Source organism: Sphingomonas sp. UBA978 (assembly GCF_002292295.1).
Lineage (GTDB): Bacteria > Pseudomonadota > Alphaproteobacteria > Sphingomonadales > Sphingomonadaceae > Sphingomonas.
In genome coordinates, this window is record NZ_DBBS01000021.1 from 281,033 (window position 1) to 298,471 (window position 17,439).

The following is a 17,439-nucleotide window of genomic DNA, read 5'->3' on the forward strand; positions in this document are numbered from 1 at the left end:
CCTTTCCTATGGCCATGCACATCGATACCAGCAATGCCGGCGCGTCGGGCGACGCGAGCCACGGCTATGACGCCCCCGACCTGCGCGTGTTCGTCATCGCGCTGTTCTTCATCTTCGGCGGCATCACCAGCCTCAACGACATCATCATCCCGAAGCTGAAGGAGCTGTTCACGCTCGACCATGCGACGTCGATGCTGGTCCAGTCGGCGTTCTTCCTCGCCTATGCGCTGTTCTCGCTGCCGGCCGCGGCGATCGTGCGGCGGGCCGGCTATATGCGCACCGCCTCGATCGGCCTCGTCACGATGATGGTCGGCTGCCTGTTGTTCATCCCGGCCGCCAAGAGCGCGACGTTCGGCATGTTCCTGGTCGCGCTGTTCGTGCTCGGCGCGGGGATCACCATCGTGCAGGTCGTGGCCAATCCGCTGATCTCGCTGCTCGGCAAGCCCGAGACGGCGTCGAGCCGGCTGACCTTCGCGCAGGCGTTCAACTCGCTCGGCACGACGATCTTCCCGCGCGTCGGCTCGGCGCTGATCCTCGGCGGCCTCGCCAGCGTCAGCGCGGCGTCGCTGTCCGGCGCCGCGCTGGTCGCCTATCGGCAGGAAGCCTCGCAAGTCATCGTCCACACCTATCTGGGCCTCGCGGTCGCGCTGGCGGTGATCGCCGCGGTGGTGTGGACCCGCCGCAACCGGCTGAACGAGGAGCAGGATCACACCGGCAGCATCTTCCACGCCTTCACCCTGCTGAAGCGGCCGCGCTTCGCGATGGGGGCGGCGTGCATCTTCCTCTACGTCGGGGCGGAAGTGGCGATCGGATCGGTCATCGTCCTCTATCTGATGCAATCGTCCGTGTTCGGGATCAGCGATCAGGCGGCGGGCAATTACGTCGCTTATTATTGGGGCGGGGCGCTGGTCGGCCGTTTCATCGGGTCGTACGTGCTGACCCGCGTCGCGCCGGGCAAGGTGCTGGCGACGGTGGCGACCGGCGCGATCGCGCTGATCCTGATCTCCGCCAACACCACCGGCGTGCTGGCGGGCTATACGCTGCTGGCGATCGGGCTGATGAACGCGGTGATGTTCCCGACGATCTTCAGCCTCGCGAGCGAGGGGCTGGGTAAGCGCGCGGCCGAGGGATCGGGCGTGATCGCGACGGCGATCGTCGGCGGGGCGATCGTGCCGCCACTGACCGGGCTGATCGCGGACATCACCGGGTCGATGCAGTTTTCGCTGCTGCTGCCCGCGGTCTGCTACGCGATCATCCTCGCTTACGGCCTGTACGCACGGCGTCCGGTGGTCGAGGCGGAGCGGGCGGCCTAAAGCCCGAGGTCGGCGATCTCCGCCGCCGAGAAGCCGAGATCGGCGAGCGCCGCGGCATCGTCGCGGGCGGTCGCCATCGCCGGCGGGACGGTGGTGCTGGCGGAATAGCGCGGCGCCGGAGCGGGCTGGGTGACGCCGCCCGCGGACGGCAGCATCGCGCGATGCCGGTTGTGGGGATGCGCTGCGGCTTCGGCGGCGTCGAGGACCGGCGTGACGCAGGCCTCGCTGCCGGCGAAGGCGGCGACCCAGGCGTCGCGGCTGCGGGTCAGGAAGCGCGCGGCGAGCGCCTCTCGCATCGCGGGCCATGCGGCGGGATCGAACTGGCGGGTCCAGAGCGGGTCGTCCAGCGCAAGGACGCGGCGCAGCGCGGCATAGAAGGCGGGTTCGATCGCGCCGACCGCGATCCATTTGCCGTCGGCGCACGCATAGGTGTCGTAGAAGGGCGCGCCGCCGTCGAGCAAATTGGTGCCCCGCGCGTCGCTCCACTGGCCCATCGCGCGAAAGCCCCAGATCATGCCCATCAGCAGCGCCGATCCCTCGGTCATCGCGGCATCGACGACCTGTCCCTCGCCGCTGCGCTGCGCATGGAGCAAGGCGGCGAGCATGCCGAAGGCGAGCAGCATGCCGCCGCCGCCGAAATCGCCGACCATGTTGATCGGCGGCATCGGCCGGTCGCCCGCCCGCCCGAAGGCGTGAAGTGCGCCCGACAGCGCGATATAGTTGATGTCGTGGCCCGGCTCCTGCGCGAGCGGGCCGTCCTGCCCCCAGCCGGTCATGCGGCCATAGACGAGGCGCGGATTGTCGGCGAGCAGCCGGTCGGGGCCTAGCCCGAGCCGTTCCATCACGCCGGGGCGGAAGCCCTCGATCAAGCCATCGGCGGTGGCGGCGATGCGGCGGACCGCGGCGATGCCCTGCGGCGTCTTGAGGTCGAGCGCGATCGACCGGCGCGAGCGGAGCAGGGGGTCCCTGGCGGGATCGCTGAAGCCGGGCTGGACGCCGCGGTCGATGCGGATGACCTCCGCGCCGTGATCGGCGAGCATCATGCCGCAGAACGGGCCGGGGCCGATCCCGGCCATCTCGACGATGCGCAGGCCGGCGAGCGGGGGCGGGGCCATGGTGTCTCTCCCAGTTTTTCGGAAAGACTAGGTCGGGTCGCGACCGAGCACAACAAATGTTATGGCTGGCGTCAATGCTGTGAAGGACGCTGGCCGCACTATGCTATCGGGACGGAACTACTCCCGTATGCCTCCCGGAATTCAGCGCCGGAGCGGGCCGGTCGGTGGCGAGGTCGGCGTCGGAAAAGCGGATCGGGGTGCGCAGACCCCTGATCGGCTCCAGGTCGAGGACCATGCCGCGGGCGACGACCTGCGGGTCGTGCAGGGCCTGTTCGACGGTGTTGATCGGGCCGGCGGGAACGCCGGCGACCTCCAGCCGGGCGAGCAGGTCGTCGCGCTCGAAGCGGCGGGTGGCGGCGGTGATCGCCGCGAACAGCGGTTCGCGATGCGCCAGCCGGAGCGCGTTGGTGGCGTAGCGCGGGTCCGCCGCGTCGAGGCCGACGACGGCGCAGAAGCGGCGGAACTGGCCGTCGTTGCCGACCGCGAGGATGAACCAGCCGTCGGCCGTCTCGAACACGGCATAGGGGCAGACGTTGACATGCGCGTTGCCGACGCGGGTCGGGGTGACGCCGCTGCCGAAGTAGTTCGCCGCCTGGTTGGCGAGGACGCCGGTCATCGTGTCGAGCAGCGCCATGTCGATCTGCTGGCCGCGGCCGGTCCGCTCGCGCATCGCAAGCGCGGCCTGGATGGCGATGACGGCATAGAGGCCGGTGGCGATGTCGGCCATGGCGACGCCGATCTTCTGCGGGGCGCCGGCGGGTTCGCCGGTCAGGTCCATCATCCCGCTCATGCCCTGCACGATGAAGTCGTAGCCGGCGCGCGGGGCATAGGGGCCGTCCTGCCCGAAGCCGGTGATCGAGCAATAGACGAGGCGCGGGTTGAGGGCGGAGAGGCTGGCGTAATCGAGGCCATATTTGGCGAGGCCGCCGACCTTGAAATTCTCGATCAGCACGTCCGCTTCGGCGGCGAGGGCGCGGACCTGCGCCTGGCCTTCGGCGGTGGTAAAGTCGATGACCCGGCTGGTCTTGCCGCGGTTGCAGGCGTGGAAGTAGGCGGCGTCCTGCGTGCCGTCCGGGTTGTCGACGAAGGGCGGGCCCCAGCGGCGGGTGTCGTCGCCGGCGGGGGATTCGACCTTGGTGACGGCCGCGCCGAGGTCGGCGAGGACCTGACCCGCCCATGGCCCGGCAAGGATGCGGGCGAGTTCGAGGACCTTGAGGCCGGCGAGGGGGTGGTCAGGCATCGGCCGGCCGCCGTTCGTCATTGCGCGCGTCGCGCGGCAATCCAGCGCGTCCTGGCTCGGCTCCGGATCGCTTCGCTTTGGTCGCAATGACGGACACAGTCAGAACGCCGCGATGCCGGTGATGGCGCGGCCGAGGATGAGGGCATGGACGTCGTGCGCGCCTTCATAGGTGTTGACCGTTTCGAGGTTCATTGCGTGGCGCATGACCTGATATTCGCCCGAGATACCGTTGCCGCCGTGCATGTCGCGCGCCGTCCGGGCGATATCGAGCGCTTTGCCGACGTTGTTGCGCTTGACGATCGACACCATTTCGGGGGCGAAGCGGCCTTCGTCCATCAGCCGGCCGACGCGCAGCGAGGCCTGCAGGCCGAGCGCGATCTCCGTCTCCATGTCGGCGAGCTTCTTCTGGTAGAGTTGGCGACCGGCGAGCGGCGTGCCGAACTGCTTGCGGTCGAGGCCGTACTGGCGCGCGGCGTGGAAGCAGAATTCGGCCGCGCCGAGCGCCCCCCAGCTGATGCCGTAGCGCGCGCGGTTGAGGCAGCCGAACGGCCCCTTCAGCCCCTCGACATTAGGCAGCAGCGCGTCGTCGCCGACCGCGACGTCCTCCATGACGATGCCGCCGGTGATCGAGGCGCGCAGGGACAGCTTGCCCTCGATCTTGGGGGCGGACAGGCCCTTCATGCCCTTGGTGAGGATGAAGCCGCGGATCGCGCCGCCATGCGCGTCGGACTTGGCCCAGACGACGAAGACGTCGGCGATCGGCGAGTTCGAAATCCAGGTCTTGGCGCCCGACAGGACGTAACCGCCCTCGACCTTGCGCGCGCGGGTGGTCATGCCGCCGGGATCGGAGCCGGCATCGGGTTCGGTCAGGCCGAAGCAGCCGATATATTCGCCGCTGGCGAGCTTCGGCAGGAAGGCGCGCTTCTGCTCTTCGGAGCCATAGGCGTAGATCGGATACATGACGAGGCTGGACTGGACGCTCATCATCGAGCGATAGCCCGAATCGATCCGCTCGACCTCGCGCGCGACGAGGCCATAGGCGACGTAACCCGCGCCGACGCCGCCATATTCCTCCGGCACCGTCGGCCCGAGCAGGCCGAGTTCGCCCATCTCGCGGAAGATGTCGGGATCGGTGTGTTCGTGCTGGAACGCCGCGACGATCCGCGGCGCGAGCCTGTCCTGCGCGTAGCTGCGCGCGGTGTCGCGGATCATCCGTTCGTCCTCGCTCAACTGATCGTCGAGCAGGAAGGGATCGGCCCAGTCGAACTTGCCCATGCCGGCCATCGCATCGTCTCCTTTTGAAGATGCGGTACGGGGGAATGGGTGAGGGGGCAAGGGGGCGCCTTTCCGTCACCCCGGACGTGTTCCGGGGTGACGGGGGTGTTCAGAGGGGCGTTACAGCCCGAAGCGGAGCGTCACGCGGATGTCGCGGCCGGCGAGCGGCGCGAAATCCTTGAGGAAGCTCGAATGGCGGCGCGCGACCACGTCGAACAGGTTGTTCGCCGAGAGCAGCAGGCTGGTCTTGCTGTCCTTGCCAAACGGGCTGATCGATGCGCTCGCGTTGACCATCGTGTAATCGTCGGTGCGCGTCTCGAATGCGGCGAGGCGGTTCTGCGGGAAGACGTGCTCGACCTCGACCCGGCCGCCGAGCCGGTCGCCCTGCGCCTCGATCCCGCCGAGCACGCGCGCGGGCGGGATACGGGGAACGGGGCCGGAATCGACGATATTGGCGTGGACATAGTCGCCGAGCAGGTCGGCGTTGATCGCATAGCCGCCGATCTGCGCGAGCCGCACCGAGGCGTCCGCCTCGAAGCCGTAATAGCGCGCGTCGCCCTGCTGATACTGGAAGCAGGGCAGGCCATCGAGTTCGTCGGTGCGGGTCAGGCAGACCGAGGGATCGACGCGGTTTTCCGAGATATAGTTGGAGAACCAGTTGTAATAGGCGGAGGCATCGAAGCTGTAGCCGTCGCCATGCGCGTGCAGCGTCGCCTCGAGACCCCATGATTTTTCGAGGCGGAAGTCGGGATTGCCGAGCTCATAGGCCTGCGTGCCGGCGTGCGGGCCGTTGGCGAGCAATTCCTCCGCCGACGGCGCGCGTTCGGTGCGCGAGCCGTTGAGGCCGATGCGGATGCCGTCGCTGATCGCGTAGGACGCGCCGATCGAGCCCGACAGCGCCTCGAAATGGCGATTGCCGCCGAAGAAGCGGTCGTTGCCGGCCGGTACGCGCCCGGCGACGTCGGTCAGTTCGTAGCGAAGGCCGCCCTCGGCGCGGAACGGACCCGCGCTATATTGTTGCAGCGTGAAGAAGCCGGTCTGGTTGGTTTCGTTCTTCGGCAGAAAGGCCTCGTCGCCGACGACGTTGAAGATGCGGTTGAAATACTGGACGCCGGACGCGCCCTGCCAGCCGCCGCGATTGGCCTGGACGACCTCGAGCCGCCCCTCGAGCCCCTTGTTGTAGAAGGCGGTGCCGACGCTGCCGTCTTCCTCCAGCTCGAAGTGGCGATAGCTTGCCTGGCCGGCGCGGATGCGGATCTTGTCGAGGAAGCCGCCGCCGGTGTTGACCTCGCCGCGCAGGTCGACGCGGTTCTGGACGACGGAGAGGCGCGGCGCCTCCTGCTCCTGCCCGACCGCGGTCGCGTAGCGGATGGGGACGCCATAGAGGCTGTCGTAATGGCTGTAGGAGACGCCGAGGTTGCCGGTGTCGGTGATGATCGACGCGCCCGCGCCCGCGGTCCACGTCTCGGCGGCCGAATTGGGCAGGCGGTTGCGCAGCGCGGCGGTGCCGGCGAAGTCGATCGGCTCGTCGCCGTCCTGCGGCAGGCCGACCTGACTCAGCGCGGCGGCGCGGGCGGCGGGGGACAGCAGATAGCCCTTGCCAGTGCGAAGGTCGTTCGCCTTCAGATACGACCCGTCGGCATGCAGGACAAGGTGTTCGCCGACCGCCACATCGCCGGCGGCGCCGCCCGAGCGTTCGTCCGCGGCCGAGCCGTAATTGGCGATGCCGTTGAGGCGATAGCCATTTTCGGGGACGCTACGCGGGATGCGGGTGTCGATGACGTTGACGACGCCGCCGACCGCGGACGAGCCGAACAGCAATGCCGACGGGCCGCGCAGCACCTCGATCCGCTCGGCGAGCAGGGGATCGATGATGACGGCATGGTCGACGCTGGTGTTGCTGACGTCGATCGAGCCGATGCCGTCGGTGAGCACGCGGATGCGATCGCCCTGGAAGCCGCGCAGGATCGGCCGCGAGGCGCTGGGACCGAAGGAGGTCGCCGACACGCCGGGCTGGCGGGCGAGCGTCTCGCCGATCGTCGGGCGCAGGTTGCGGGTCAGTTCCTCGCCGGAGATGACCGAGGTGCCCTGCAGCACGTCGCGCTCGCTCTGCGGCAGTGCGGCAGTGACGATGATGTCCCGGCCATGCGGCGCGGCGGCCGCCGCCGGCGCGGGCGGGGTGGCGGTTTGCGCGACGGCGGGACTGGCGATCAGGGCGGCGCCGGCGAGCAGGGTGAACTTCAGCATCGATACTCCGGGAAACAGGCGATTGTGCAGACGCGCTGTCTCATAACGGCGATGTTACGTTATATCAAAATGAAATCCATGTCATGTTGGGTGCAGTGCAGCACTGTGGTTTTCCTGCCACAGGCCGGAGCGTCAGAGGCTGGTGCGGACGTCGAGCAGTTCGGGGAAGAAGCGCTGTTCGACGACGCGCGCGAGATAGGGCACGCCAACGGTGCCGCCGGTGCCGGTCTTGAAGCCGATGACGCGCTCTACCGTCTTGAGATGGCCGAAGCGCCAGAGCTGGACGTGATATTCGAGGTCGACCAGCTTTTCAGCGAGTTCGTACAGGTCCCACCAGGCGGACGGATCGCCGTAGACGGTGGCCCAGCAGGCCTCGACCGAGCGCGACGGCGCGGCGATGGTAGCGAAATCGCGGTCGAGCCGGTCGGTGGGCACCGGCAGGCCGCGGCGGGCGAGAAGGCGCAGCGCCTCGTCGTACAGGCTCGGCCGGGCCAGTTCGGCGGACAGGCGGTCGCGTACCTCCGCCTCCTCGAACACCGCGACCATCGCCGGATTGCGGTTGCCCATGATGAACTCGAGCTGGCGATATTGATCGGACTGGAAGCCCGAACTGGTGCCGAGGCTGCCGCGCATCGCCGCGTAATCGGCCGGCGTCATCGTCGCCAGCACCTCCCACGACTGGATCAGCTGCGTCTGGATGCGGCTGACACGCGCCATCATCTTGAGCGCCGGCGGCAGGTCGTCGTCGGCGATGCGGCGGCGCGCCTCGCCCAGTTCGTGCAGGCACAATTTCATCCACAGTTCCGACGCCTGATGGATGGTGACGAACAGCAATTCGTCATGGACGTCGCTGAGCGGCGTCTGGACGGCGAGCAGTTCGGGCAGGCGCAGGTAGCTGCGATAGGTGATCGTCATGGCGGGCAGGTGTAGCGGAGCCGCGGTCATGTCTCCAGCAGCAGCACCTGCAGCGTCGCGGTGGTGGCGGTGGCGGTGACGACGGCGAGGTCGGCGACGAGCCGGCCGGGGACCGGCAACTCCGCCTCGGGCAAGGCGGCGAGCCATGCGGCGGGATCGGCGCCGTCGATCGCGAGGACGAGGTCGAGCCGCACGCCGGTGAAGGTGGCGCTGGACCATGGCTGCTCGGCGGCGTCGCGCAGGGCCAGTGTCACGCCATAGGGCCGCGCGTCGGCAGCCAGCGCGCGCAGCATCATCCCTGCCGCCCGGCCATGAAGCGTTCGATCCGCGCGACATTCTCCGGCCCGATCACCCGGCCGCGCATCATGTCGGTGACGAGACGCGGATCGTTGATCGACAGCCGGCCGAACTGGCTGCGCGACATGCCGGTGTGGCGGAGATAGCGGTCGATCTTGATGAGCAGGCACATCGATTCCCTCACGAGTCCATCTGTTCTGTTCGCGATCTGTTCCGGTTGATCCAACTTGTCTAGGAAAATTTCCTACGCTATCGCATCCTATGTGGAGACGATCGAACCGAGGGGCCGGTTGACGGCGCTGGCGGCGGCGCGGGGCGACAGCCTGGCGGCGCTGTCGGCCATGCTCGGGCGCAACGCGGCCTATCTCCAGCAATTCGTCGCGCGGGGATCGCCGCGGCGGCTGGCCGACGACGACCGGCGCCGGCTGGCGGACTATTTCGGGGTGGACGAGGTGGAGCTAGGCGCGGCGCCCGGGCGGCGGCCGTTCACCCTGCCGCGACTCGATATCGCCGCCTCGGCGGGGCCGGGTGCGTTCGTCGATGGCGAGATCGCGATCGGGGCGGCGGCGATCGACCCGGCGCTGGCGACGCGGCTGGGCTTGCGTGAGGGGCAGGCGGCGATCGTGCGGGTGCGCGGCGATTCGATGGAGCCGGGACTGGTCGACGGCGACCTGATCGTGGTCGACCGCGTCCGGCGAACACCCGATGCGCGCGGCGGGGTGTACGTGGTGCGGATCGACGATGCGGTGATGGTGAAGCGCGTCAGCCGCGGACGCGCCGGGTTGAGGGTAGTGAGCGACAATCCTACGGCGCCGCCGGTGCCGGACGGCCCGGTCGAGGTGATCGGCCGCGTCGTCTGGCTGATGCGCGAACCGCGCTGATTACCGACGGTGGTCGCGTAGCCAGATGGCTACCGCGCCGAGGCTGCCGATGACGAGCCCGGCGAGGAACCCGATCGTCACCTGGCCCTGCGTCAGGCCGACGACGGTGCCGCCGATCGTGCATAGCGCGATGAGGATGCCGCCCGCGGCGGAAGGAGGAGTGTCGGCCATGCGAGCGCCCTGCCACGTCCCGCCGCGGGACGCCAGCGTGCCGGGACGGGACAGGCGGCACAAGGCGGCGGTGGGCCCGGCCGCGCCGTTTACCATCGACGCCCGCCGGATGGGGGCGATGCGGTTGAAGTGGCACGGCGATTGTAGGATGAGCGGCGTCCGTATCGTACCCGGGAGTATCGCATGTCCGCCCTTTATCTCGCCGACGCCCAGCAGGTCGTCGAGGCAGCGGAGCTGATCGCGACCTTCGGCGACGAGGCCCCTATCGAGGCGGCGATCCGGGCGGGGCGGATGCGGGACATCGGCAACCATCTGCATTTCTGCCGCTGGCGCCAGACCGAACGGCTCATCGCGCTGATGGCGTCGGACGAGGCGGTCGGCACGGTGCATTGAGGGGCGGGGTGGGCACGCGCGGTTCATGGGGTGCCGTCGTGTGACCAAACCCCGACCCCGCCATTTGACGGTCGCCATGCCCGCTTGATCGGAAAAGGGTCTGATATGGGACTGTTGCGGCGGGATCGCGCACGCTAGGACCGTCGCCATGGTGGCGCGTGTGGGGTGGTTCGGGCTTGGCGCGACTGCCATGCTTCTTCTCTCCGGACCGGCCGCGGCGCAGACCATGCCCGCCGAGCCCCTTCCGCTCGACCCCGTGACGCCGCTCGATCCCAACGCGCCGCTGGCGCCGCTGCCCGATATCGGCGTCGCCTGGCCGGACCTGGGGGCGGACGCCGGCGCCACCGTCGCGACGCAGGCGACCGATGGTGCCGCCGAGACGCGCTATGCGTGGCGGATCGACGGGGTAGACGCGGCGGCGACGCCGCTGCTGCGCCAGCGCTTCGACGATCTGTCGACGCTCAACGCCAACGACGGCAGCGCCGCCAATGCCGCGCAGATCGACCGCCGCGCGCGCGAGGATGCGGACCTGCTCCAGTCGCTGCTGCGCGGCGAGGGCTATTATGATGCGCGGGTGTCGACGCGGGTCGAGCCGGGGGCGAAGCCGCTCGTCGTGCTGCAGGCGGAGCCGGGGACGCTCTATCGCTTCAAGGGCGTGACGCTGGGCGGGGTCGCGGCGGCGGAGGACAAGGCGGGGGCGCTGCGCGACGCCTTCGGCGTGAAGGCGCAGGACGCGGTCAATGCCGATGCGATCGTCGCGGGCGAGGCGCGGCTGAAGACGCGGATCGGGCAGGAGGGCTTTCCCTTCGCCGACGTCGGCGAATCGCAGATCGTCGTCGATCATGCGACCAAGACCGCGACGCTCGACCTCGCGGTGGCGCCGGGGGCGGAGCGGCGGTTCGGCAGCGTCGTCGCGCTGCCCGGCAACGGCGTGTTCGACGCGCATCACGTGCAGGAGATCGCGCGCTTTGTGCCGGGCGAGACCTATGACGCCTCGTCGCTCGACGACCTGCGGCGGGCGCTGATCCAGACCAGCCTCGTCTCGTCGGTCGTGCTGAAACCGGTCAAGGGGACGGTGCCCGGCACGGTCGATATCGGCGTAAAGCTGGAGCCGGCGCCGCCGCGGACGATCGCGGGCGAGGTGGGCTATGGCACCGGCGAGGGCGCGCGTGCAGAGCTGAGCTGGACGCATCGCAACCTGTTCCCGCCCGAGGGCGCGCTGACCGTGCGCGGCGTGGCGGGGACGCGCGAGCAGCTGGGCAGCCTCGTGTTCCGCCGCAACAATTTCGGGGGGCGCGACCGGGTGCTGACCGCACAGGTCGCCGCCGCGCACCTGCAGCGCGATGCCTATGAGGCCAACACCTTCTCGCTGTCGGCGACGCTGGAGCGGCAGACGACGATCTTCTTCCAGAAGGCGTGGACCTGGTCGCTGGGCGGCGAACTCGTCACCTCCGACGAGCGTGACGTCATCGCCGCGACCGGGCAGCCGCGGCGCCGCACCTTCTACATCGCGGCGGCGCCGACCAGCCTCAATTACGACGGCACCGACGACCTGCTCGATCCCCGGCGCGGGTTCCGGCTGGGCGGGCGGATCAGCCCCGAATTCTCGCTGCAGGGCGCAGCTTTCGGCTACGCGCGCATGCAGCTGGACGGCAGCGCCTATCAGCCGGTGAAGAGCGGGCTGGTGCTCGCCGAGCGGATCCGGCTGGGATCGATCCTGGGTGCATCGCGCGACAGCATCGCGCCGTCGCGGCGGTTCTACGCGGGCGGCGGCGCATCGGTGCGCGGCTATGGCTATCAGGCGATCGGACCGCGCGACGTCAATAACGATCCCATCGGCGGGCGCAGCCTTGCCGAATTCTCGATCGAGGCGCGGGTCAAGGCGTTCGGCAATTTCGGCATCGTGCCGTTCCTCGACGGCGGCACGATCTATACCAGCGCGCTGCCCGGGCTGAGCGACTTCCAATATGGCGCGGGCGTCGGCGTGCGTTATTATTCCAACTTCGGCCCGATCCGCCTCGACGTCGGCACGCCGCTCAACCCGCAGCCGGGCGACAGCCGGGTGGCGGTCTATGTGTCGCTGGGACAGGCGTTTTGAGCCGCTGGCTGCGGCGGATCGGGCTGGCGCTGGCGGCGCTGGTGGCGGTGTTCGCCGCCGCGCTGCTGATCGTCGACACCGATATCGGCCATCGCTGGGTCGCCGAGCGGATCGGCACGATCCGGACGAGCAACGGGCTGCGCTTCACGATCGGACGGATCGACGGGTCGCTGTACGGGCGGGCGCGGCTGAAGGACGTGCGCGTCCACGACCTCGACGGACTGCTGGTGCAGGCGCCGGCGGTGACGCTCGACTGGACGCCGTGGCTCTGGTTCCGCAACCGGCTGGAGATACGGGCGCTGGCGATCCCGCAGGCGACGCTGTTCCACGCGCCGCGCACGCGCGCATCCGCGAAGCGCGGCCCGATCCTGCCCGATTTCGACATTCGCATCGGCCGGCTGGCGATCGACCGGCTCGTGCTGGCGAAACCCGTGCTGGGCACCGAGCGGGTCGGGCGGGTCGCGGGCCGGGCGGATATCCGGCGCGGGCGGGCGCTGGTGCGGCTCGATGCGGCGGTGGCGGGATCGGACCGGCTGGCGCTGCGCATCGATGCCGAGCCGGACCGCGACCGGTTCGATATCGACGTGCGGGCGGCGGGCGCGGCGGGCGGCGTGCTGGCGCGGACCATCGGCGTCCGCCGTGCGCTGACGCTCGATATCGGCGGCGACGGCAGCTGGTCGCGGTGGCGCGGTCGCGCGGTGGGGCGGGCGAGCAAGTTTCGCGCGATCGACCTCGCGCTGGCGGCGGACGCGGGGCGCTATACGCTGTCGGGGCAGATGGCACCCGGCGGGCTGGTCGGTGGACTGGCGCGGCGGCTGGCAAGCCCGCGGGTGCTGGTGAACGGCAGCGCGACCTTCGCCGGGCGGCGGCTGGACGGGACGCTGTCGCTGCGCAGTCCGGCGATCGCGGCGGAGGCGACCGGGCTGATCGATCTGGGGGCAAGCGCGTTCCGCAACGTGCGGGTCCGGGCGCGGCTGCTGCGCCCCGCGGCGGTGATCCCGACGATGAGCGGCAGCGGCATCGAACTGCGCGGGGTGATCGACGGCGGCTTCGACACCGCACGTTTCGATTATCGGCTGCGGGCCGACCGGCTGGGCGTCGACCGGACCGGGATGCGCGGCGTGCGACTTGCCGGCAGCGGGCGGCTGGGACAGCGTGTGCTGACGATGCCGGTGCGCTTCGCCGCCGCGGAGGTGACCGGCGTCGGCAATGTCGCGGGCGGCATCCTGCGCAACCTCAGCCTCGACGGGTCGTTGACCCTCAAGGGCTCGCTGCTGACCGGGGACGCGCTGCGGCTGCGTTCGGACAAGCTGGCGGGGCGGATCATGCTGGCGGTGGATTTCGCCACCGGCCGCTATGAGGTCGGGCTGAACGGCACGCTCAACCGACTGTATATCAAGGGGCTCGGCATCGTCGACCTGCGCAGCGACCTGCGCGTCGTGCCGGGCGCGGGCGGGCGCGGCACGCGGATCGTCGGGCGCGGCACAGTGCAGGTGGTACGGCTCGACAATGGCTTCTTGCGCGCGCTGACCGGCGGCCTGCCGCGGATCGTCACCGGGCTGGAGCGGACGCCCGACGGCGTGCTCCATTTCGCGGACATGGTGCTGACCTCGCCGCGGCTCACGCTGCGCGGCAACGGGCTGCGGCGGCGCGACGAGACCTTCCATATCGAGGCGGTCGGGCGGCACACGCAATACGGGCCGGTGACGCTGAAGCTGGACGGCAGGATCGACCGGCCGACGCTCGACCTCGTGTTCGCGCGGCCCAACGACACGCTGGGCCTGTCGCAGGTGCGCGCGCACCTCGATCCGACGTCGCAGGGCTTTGCGTGGCGGGCCGAGGGCGGGTCGCGGCTGGGGCCGTTCAGCGGCGCGGGCGCGATCCTGCTGCTGCCGCCGGGGGTGGACGACGTGATCCAGGTCGACCGGCTGGCGGTGAGCGGGACCAATGCGTCGGGGCGGCTGGGAATCGTGACCGGCGGGTTCGCCGGGCGGCTGGGCGTCGCCGGCGGCGGCCTGTCGGGTGAATTGCTGTTCCGACCCGTAGGGACGGTGCAGCGGATCGAGATCCATCTCGACGCGGCCAACGCGCGGCTGGACGCCGCGACGCTGCGGCGCGGGCGGCTGGATGCGACGATGCTGCTCGATCCGGCCGGCACGTCGATCGACGCGACCGCGACGGGGCTGGGCCTGCGACAGGGGCGGCTGAGCCTGGCGCGCTTCGCCGGCAATGCACGGTTGCGCGGCGGGACGGGCGAAGTACGCGCGTCGATCGCCGGGTCGCGCGGGCGGGCGTTCGATATCCAGACGGTGACGCAGGTGTCGCCCGACCGCTATGTCGTCGCGGCGGAAGGCACGCTCGACCGGCGACCGCTCAAGCTGCTGACCCCGGCGGAGATCGTGCGCGACGGCGACGGCTGGCGGCTGGCGCAGACCAGACTGGCCTTCGCCGGTGGCGAGGGCGCGGTAAGCGGACGGTTCGGGGCGGGGGGACTCGCGGTGGATGCGTCGCTGACGCGGATGCCGCTCGCGATCCTCGACATCGGCTTTCCCCGGCTGGGGCTGAGCGGCACCGCGTCGGGCACGTTCAGCTACGACGCGGTCGACGGGCAGGCGCCGACCGGCAAGGCGAACGTCACAGTGCGTGGGCTGAGCCGCGCCGGGCTGGTGCTGTCGTCGCGGCCGATCGACGTCGGACTGGCGGCGGCGCTGTCCGCGGACCGGCTGGGCGTGCGCGCGGTGATGGCGTCGGGTGGGAAGACGATCGGGCGCGGGCAGGCGCTGCTGCGGCCGCTGGGCGCGGGCGACCTCGCCAGCCGGATCGCCGCCGCGCCGCTGTTCGCGCAACTGCGCTATCAGGGGCCGGCGGACACCCTGTGGCGGTTGACCGGGGTCGAATTGTTCGACCTGTCGGGGCCGGTCGCAATCGGCGCGGACGTCAGCGGCCGGATCGGCGCGCCGGTGATCCGCGGCGTGCTGCAGGCGAGCGGCGCGCGGATCGAGAGCGCGAACACCGGCACCGTGCTGACCAACGTCACCGCGACCGGGCGGTTCGGGGGATCGCAGTTGCAGATCGACCGCTTTGCCGCCGACGCCGGCAAGGGCGGGCGGGTGACCGGCAGCGGCGGGTTCGACTTCGCCGCGGCGCACGGGATCGGCATCGACATCCGTCTCGCAGCCGATCGCGCGGTGATGATCAACCGCGACGATATCGGCGCGACGGTGACCGGGCCGCTGACCTTTACCTCCGACGGGTCGGGCGGGCGGATCGCGGGCGACGTGGTGCTCAACCGCAGCCGCTACCGGCTGGGACAGGCGACCGCGGCGACCGCGGTGCCGCGGCTCAACATCCGCGAGATCAACCTGCCCGACGGCGGCGAGGAGGACGAGGCGCCGGTCACGCCATGGACGCTGGCGATAAAGGCGAAGGCGGCGGACAAGGTCATCGTCAGCGGCCTCGGCCTGTCGAGCGAATGGTCGGCGGACCTCGGAATCGCGGGCGAGCCGGCCAATCCGGCGATCACGGGCACGGCGACCATGGTGCGCGGCGATTACGAATTCGCGGGCCGTAAGTTCGAGCTAAGCCGCGGCATCATCCGCTTCGCCGGCGAGGTGCCGGCCAATCCGGCGCTGGATATCGAGGCGAATGCGGACAGCACCGGCCTCAGCGCGTCGATCCGGGTGACGGGGACCGCGCTGAAGCCCGAGATCGGCTTTTCGAGCGTGCCGACGCTGCCGCAGGACGAATTGCTGTCGCGGCTGCTGTTCGGCACGTCGATCACCAGCCTGTCGGCGCCGGAGGCGTTGCAGCTAGCGTCGGCGGTGGCGGCTCTGCAGAGCGGCGGCAACGGGCTCAACCCGATCAATGCGGTGCGGCGGGCGGCGGGGCTCGACCGGCTGCGCATCCTGCCGGCCGATCCGCAGACCGGGCAGGGGACGTCGATCGCGGCGGGCAAATATGTGACGCGGCGGCTGTATGCGGAGATCGTGACCGACGGTCAGGGCTATTCCGCGACTCAGGTCGAGTTTCAGGTGACGCGCTGGCTGTCGCTTCTGTCGAGCATCTCGACGCTGGGCCGACAAAGCGCCAACGTGCGGGTGTCAAAGGATTATTGAGGGGGCGGGAATGGCCCGTTCGCGCCACGCGCTATGTCATATGTGAGTCGCCACGCCTGCCGCAAATGATCCGTCACCGCGGAACGGATGCGTGGTGACGGTTAAAGGGGTGGCGGTCGTGGGTCCCGCGGCCGTACCGCGGGACCCGACGCGGTGTCAGCGCTTGCCGACGCGCTGCTTGCGGGCGGCGTAGCGGGCGTCGCGGGCGGCCTTCATCTCGGCTTCGGTCGGAATCTTGGGCTTGGCCTTGGCGGCGGCTTCGGCAGCGGCGAGCGCTGCGGCTTCCGCGGCGGCCTTCTTCTCTGCGATTTCGCGTTCGCGGGCGGCCTGCTTTTCCGCACGCTTCTGGGCGAGGGCGGCTTCCTTCGCGTCCGCCGCAGCCTTGCGCTCGGCGACAATCGCCGGGTCGAGCGGGGGCTTGGCGCGCAGTTTGTCGAGCGCGGCCTGCTTGGCCTGGGCGGAAAGGGCGGCGCGCTCCTGGAACGTCTGGGGCTTGTAGGCTGGCATGTGGGTAGTGAAGATCCTGTCGGTTTCGTGCGGCGGCCACGCGGCGTGCGTGGTCGTCCGGACCGTCCGTTAGAGCAAAACGCCCCATTCTCCAAAAACGTGCCATCGCCATGACGGATGGGGCGCGGTACGGGCCCGGTTACAGCACGAGGGAGTGACACGGGCATGACGCCGCGCGAATTGTTGGGGACGGCCGATGTGCCGGGCGGCGAGCCGCTGCGGCTGTTCCGGCGCGGGGGCGATTTCATGATCGTGCTCGAGCGCAACGAGCTGATGAACAGCCGGATGAGCGGATCCGAAGAGGCGCTGGCGGTGATGACGATCGACCGGCTGCGCACGCCCGCGCCGCATCTGCTGGTCGGCGGGTACGGGATGGGGTTCACGTTGCGCGCGGCGCTGGCCAGGCTCAGCGGCCAAGCGCGGGTGACGGTGGCGGAGCTGGTGCCGGCAATCGTCGACTGGGCGCGCGGGCCGATGGCGGCGCTGACCGATGGCTGCCTCGACGATCCCCGAGTCGCGGTGGAGTTCGCCGACGTCGCCGAGCTGATCGCGGCCGGGCGCGGCAGCTATGATGCGATCCTGCTCGATGTCGACAACGGGCCGGACGGGCTGGTGCGTGCGGCGAACGATCGGCTCTATTCCGCCCGCGGCCTCGCGATGGCGCGCGCGGCGCTGCGGCCGGGCGGCGTGCTGGCGGTGTGGTCCGCCGCCAAGGATGCCGCCTTCGCACGGCGCTTGCGCGAAGTCGGGTTCGACGTGGACGAGGTGACGGTGCGGGCACGCAGCAATGGCAAGGGCGCGATGCACACGATCTGGTTCGCCGTCGGACGGTGACGGCGATCGGCCCCTCCGCTCGAAGGGGCCGATCCCGG

General features: G+C 70.2%; 15 protein-coding genes. 6 read left to right on the forward strand and 9 right to left on the reverse strand.

The window, feature by feature from the left end; genetic code table 11:
• Positions 1 to 8 precede the first annotated feature (8 nt).
• On the forward strand, positions 9 to 1,313 hold the full coding sequence (locus B2515_RS16380) for a sugar MFS transporter (RefSeq protein ID WP_293878154.1): 1,305 nt from the start codon (positions 9 to 11) through the stop codon (positions 1,311 to 1,313).
• Here the strand turns inward: B2515_RS16380 and B2515_RS16385 are convergent.
• The 7 genes from B2515_RS16385 to B2515_RS16415 all read right to left on the reverse strand — a co-directional run bounded on the left by B2515_RS16385 (position 1,310) and on the right by B2515_RS16415 (position 8,586).
• Positions 1,310 to 2,428: a CaiB/BaiF CoA transferase family protein gene (locus B2515_RS16385; RefSeq protein WP_293878156.1), complete on the reverse strand. Its 1,119-nt coding sequence runs from the start codon at positions 2,426 to 2,428 to the stop codon at positions 1,310 to 1,312. The two genes, B2515_RS16380 and B2515_RS16385, sit on opposite strands and share 4 nt — an antisense overlap.
• A gap of 103 nt (positions 2,429 to 2,531) precedes the next feature.
• Positions 2,532 to 3,668 carry a CaiB/BaiF CoA transferase family protein gene (locus B2515_RS16390; protein WP_293878158.1) on the reverse strand — a complete coding sequence of 379 codons (1,137 nt, stop codon included), beginning with the start codon at positions 3,666 to 3,668 and terminating at the stop codon, positions 2,532 to 2,534.
• A 99-nt stretch (positions 3,669 to 3,767) separates the two neighbouring features.
• A complete protein-coding gene (locus B2515_RS16395; protein ID WP_293878160.1) occupies positions 3,768 to 4,952 on the reverse strand; it encodes an acyl-CoA dehydrogenase in 1,185 nt (394 codons plus the stop codon).
• Positions 4,953 to 5,063: 111 nt separating this feature from the next.
• The gene (locus B2515_RS16400) at positions 5,064 to 7,190 is read right to left on the reverse strand and encodes a TonB-dependent receptor (RefSeq protein ID WP_293878162.1); all 2,127 of its coding nucleotides are present in this window, start codon (positions 7,188 to 7,190) and stop codon (positions 5,064 to 5,066) included.
• 132 nt (positions 7,191 to 7,322) lie between these two features.
• Positions 7,323 to 8,105 (reverse strand): tryptophan 2,3-dioxygenase, encoded by a 783-nt coding sequence (locus tag B2515_RS16405; protein ID WP_293878164.1) that lies wholly within the window; start codon positions 8,103 to 8,105, stop codon positions 7,323 to 7,325.
• A 26-nt stretch (positions 8,106 to 8,131) separates the two neighbouring features.
• On the reverse strand, positions 8,132 to 8,401 hold the full coding sequence (locus B2515_RS16410; protein WP_293878166.1) for a hypothetical protein: 270 nt from the start codon (positions 8,399 to 8,401) through the stop codon (positions 8,132 to 8,134).
• Positions 8,398 to 8,586 (reverse strand): hypothetical protein, encoded by a 189-nt coding sequence (locus B2515_RS16415; protein ID WP_293878524.1) that lies wholly within the window; start codon positions 8,584 to 8,586, stop codon positions 8,398 to 8,400. The genes B2515_RS16410 and B2515_RS16415 overlap by 4 nt, the downstream gene beginning before the upstream one ends.
• Before the next feature lie 79 nt (positions 8,587 to 8,665).
• Between B2515_RS16415 and B2515_RS16420 the strand changes: the two genes are divergently transcribed.
• A complete protein-coding gene (locus B2515_RS16420) occupies positions 8,666 to 9,283 on the forward strand; it encodes a S24 family peptidase (RefSeq protein WP_293878168.1) in 618 nt (205 codons plus the stop codon).
• Here the strand turns inward: B2515_RS16420 and B2515_RS16425 are convergent, their stop codons facing one another.
• The gene (locus tag B2515_RS16425; RefSeq protein WP_293878169.1) at positions 9,284 to 9,454 is read right to left on the reverse strand and encodes a hypothetical protein; all 171 of its coding nucleotides are present in this window, start codon (positions 9,452 to 9,454) and stop codon (positions 9,284 to 9,286) included. It lies immediately after the preceding gene.
• 183 nt (positions 9,455 to 9,637) lie between these two features.
• Between B2515_RS16425 and B2515_RS16430 the strand changes: the two genes are divergently transcribed.
• The 3 genes from B2515_RS16430 to B2515_RS16440 all read left to right on the forward strand — a co-directional run bounded on the left by B2515_RS16430 (position 9,638) and on the right by B2515_RS16440 (position 16,060).
• Positions 9,638 to 9,847 (forward strand): hypothetical protein, encoded by a 210-nt coding sequence (locus tag B2515_RS16430; protein ID WP_293878171.1) that lies wholly within the window; start codon positions 9,638 to 9,640, stop codon positions 9,845 to 9,847.
• Positions 9,848 to 9,995: 148 nt separating this feature from the next.
• Positions 9,996 to 11,945, forward strand: coding sequence for an autotransporter assembly complex protein TamA (locus B2515_RS16435; protein WP_293878172.1), 1,950 nt, complete (start codon positions 9,996 to 9,998; stop codon positions 11,943 to 11,945).
• Positions 11,942 to 16,060, forward strand: coding sequence for a translocation/assembly module TamB domain-containing protein (locus B2515_RS16440; protein WP_293878174.1), 4,119 nt, complete (start codon positions 11,942 to 11,944; stop codon positions 16,058 to 16,060). The genes B2515_RS16435 and B2515_RS16440 overlap by 4 nt, the downstream gene beginning before the upstream one ends.
• 156 nt (positions 16,061 to 16,216) lie before the next feature.
• On the opposite strand, the gene B2515_RS16445 is transcribed toward B2515_RS16440, so the two are convergent.
• Positions 16,217 to 16,567 carry a DUF6481 family protein gene (locus B2515_RS16445; protein WP_293878176.1) on the reverse strand — a complete coding sequence of 117 codons (351 nt, stop codon included), beginning with the start codon at positions 16,565 to 16,567 and terminating at the stop codon, positions 16,217 to 16,219.
• Between the two features lie 165 nt (positions 16,568 to 16,732).
• Between B2515_RS16445 and B2515_RS16450 the strand changes: the two genes are divergently transcribed.
• Positions 16,733 to 17,401, forward strand: a complete 669-nt coding sequence (locus B2515_RS16450; protein ID WP_293878178.1) for a spermidine synthase — start codon at positions 16,733 to 16,735, stop codon at positions 17,399 to 17,401.
• The last annotated feature ends 38 nt before the right edge of the window (positions 17,402 to 17,439 follow it).

Excerpts from the sequence above, each read along its gene's own strand:
- B2515_RS16380 (WP_293878154.1), top strand. The coding sequence starts at position 9 with ATGGCCATGCACATCGATACCAGCAATGCCGGCGCGTCGGGCGACGCG.
- B2515_RS16385 (WP_293878156.1), bottom strand. The coding sequence starts at position 2,428 with ATGGCCCCGCCCCCGCTCGCCGGCCTGCGCATCGTCGAGATGGCCGGG.
- B2515_RS16390 (WP_293878158.1), bottom strand. The coding sequence starts at position 3,668 with ATGCCTGACCACCCCCTCGCCGGCCTCAAGGTCCTCGAACTCGCCCGC.
- B2515_RS16395 (WP_293878160.1), bottom strand. The coding sequence starts at position 4,952 with ATGGCCGGCATGGGCAAGTTCGACTGGGCCGATCCCTTCCTGCTCGAC.
- B2515_RS16400 (WP_293878162.1), bottom strand. The coding sequence starts at position 7,190 with ATGCTGAAGTTCACCCTGCTCGCCGGCGCCGCCCTGATCGCCAGTCCC.
- B2515_RS16405 (WP_293878164.1), bottom strand. The coding sequence starts at position 8,105 with ATGACGATCACCTATCGCAGCTACCTGCGCCTGCCCGAACTGCTCGCC.
- B2515_RS16410 (WP_293878166.1), bottom strand. The coding sequence starts at position 8,401 with ATGATGCTGCGCGCGCTGGCTGCCGACGCGCGGCCCTATGGCGTGACA.
- B2515_RS16425 (WP_293878169.1), bottom strand. The coding sequence starts at position 9,454 with ATGGCCGACACTCCTCCTTCCGCCGCGGGCGGCATCCTCATCGCGCTA.
- B2515_RS16430 (WP_293878171.1), top strand. The coding sequence starts at position 9,638 with ATGTCCGCCCTTTATCTCGCCGACGCCCAGCAGGTCGTCGAGGCAGCG.
- B2515_RS16435 (WP_293878172.1), top strand. The coding sequence starts at position 9,996 with ATGGTGGCGCGTGTGGGGTGGTTCGGGCTTGGCGCGACTGCCATGCTT.
- B2515_RS16445 (WP_293878176.1), bottom strand. The coding sequence starts at position 16,567 with ATGCCAGCCTACAAGCCCCAGACGTTCCAGGAGCGCGCCGCCCTTTCC.
- B2515_RS16450 (WP_293878178.1), top strand. The coding sequence starts at position 16,733 with ATGACGCCGCGCGAATTGTTGGGGACGGCCGATGTGCCGGGCGGCGAG.